Annotated in this window: 1 protein-coding gene; it reads left to right on the top strand. The window is 41.6% G+C overall.

The window, feature by feature from the left end; translation table 11 throughout:
* A partial coding sequence (locus BCR22_RS10935) for a 6-phospho-beta-glucosidase (RefSeq protein ID WP_069654928.1) occupies positions 1-1,211 on the top strand: 1,211 nt, incomplete at both ends.

The following is a 1,211-nucleotide window of genomic DNA, read 5'->3' as shown; positions in this document are numbered from 1 at the left end:
GTAGATCTAGCACCTGTTGGACCAGATCGTTTTCCAGTGATCACAGGCGAGAAAAAAATGTTTGCGTTTGATGAGGACCATTTTTACCCAGCTCAAAATGCGATCGATATGTACCATCGTTATAAAGAAGATATTGCACTATTTGGCGAAATGGGTTTTAAGACGTACCGGTTATCGATTGCTTGGAGTCGTATCTTCCCTCTAGGAGACGAAACAGAGCCGAATGAAGAAGGCTTGAAGTTCTATGAGGATTTGTTCAAAGAATGCCGCAAACACAATATAGAGCCCCTTGTAACCATTACGCACTTTGACTGTCCAATGCATTTAGTAGAGAAATATGGCGCATGGCGCAGCCGTGAAATGGTTGGCTTTTATGAGAACTTATGTCACGCGATTTTCAACCGATACAAAGGCTTAGTAAAATATTGGCTGACCTTCAATGAAATCAATATGATTTTACACGCACCGTTTATGGGCGCTGGTCTTTACTTTGAAGAAGGCGAAAACAAAGAACAAGTCAAATATCAAGCGGCTCACCATGAATTGTTAGCAAGTGCAATCGCAACAAAAATTGCGCATGAAGTCGATCCAGAAAACCAAGTGGGTTGTATGTTAGCGGCAGGCACAAACTATGCCTATACTTGTAAACCAGAAGATGTTTGGGCAGCGAAAAAAGCGGATCGTGAGAATTTCTTCTTTATCGATGTGCAATCTCGTGGGGAATACCCAGCATATGCACTGAAAGAGTTAGAACGTGACGGGATTTTATTACCGATTGAAGAAGGTGATTTGGAACTACTGAAAGAACATACGGTAGACTTTATTTCATTCTCTTACTATTCATCTCGTGTGCAATCAACAGATCCAGCAGTCAATGAAAAAACAGCCGGCAATATTTTCGCTTCAGTGAAAAACCCATATTTAGAAGCAAGTGAATGGGGTTGGCAGATTGATCCGTTAGGATTGCGTGTGACAATGAATGACTTGTACGATCGTTATCAAAAACCATTATTTATTGTTGAAAACGGCTTAGGTGCTGTTGATACACCAGATGAAAATGGCAATGTGATCGATGATTATCGAATCGAGTATTTAGCAGCGCACATCCAAGCGATGAAAGATGCGGTAGAGCTAGATGGCGTCGACTTATTAGGGTACACAACATGGGGCTGTATCGATCTTGTCTCTGCCGGAACAGGCGAAATGAAAAA

The sequence above is a fragment of the Enterococcus plantarum genome (genome assembly GCF_001730295.1).
Taxonomy (GTDB): Bacteria; Bacillota; Bacilli; order Lactobacillales; family Enterococcaceae; genus Enterococcus_L; species Enterococcus_L plantarum.
The sequence above is the reverse complement of the archived record's forward strand: the minus strand, read 5'-3'. Positions and strand labels throughout refer to the sequence as shown.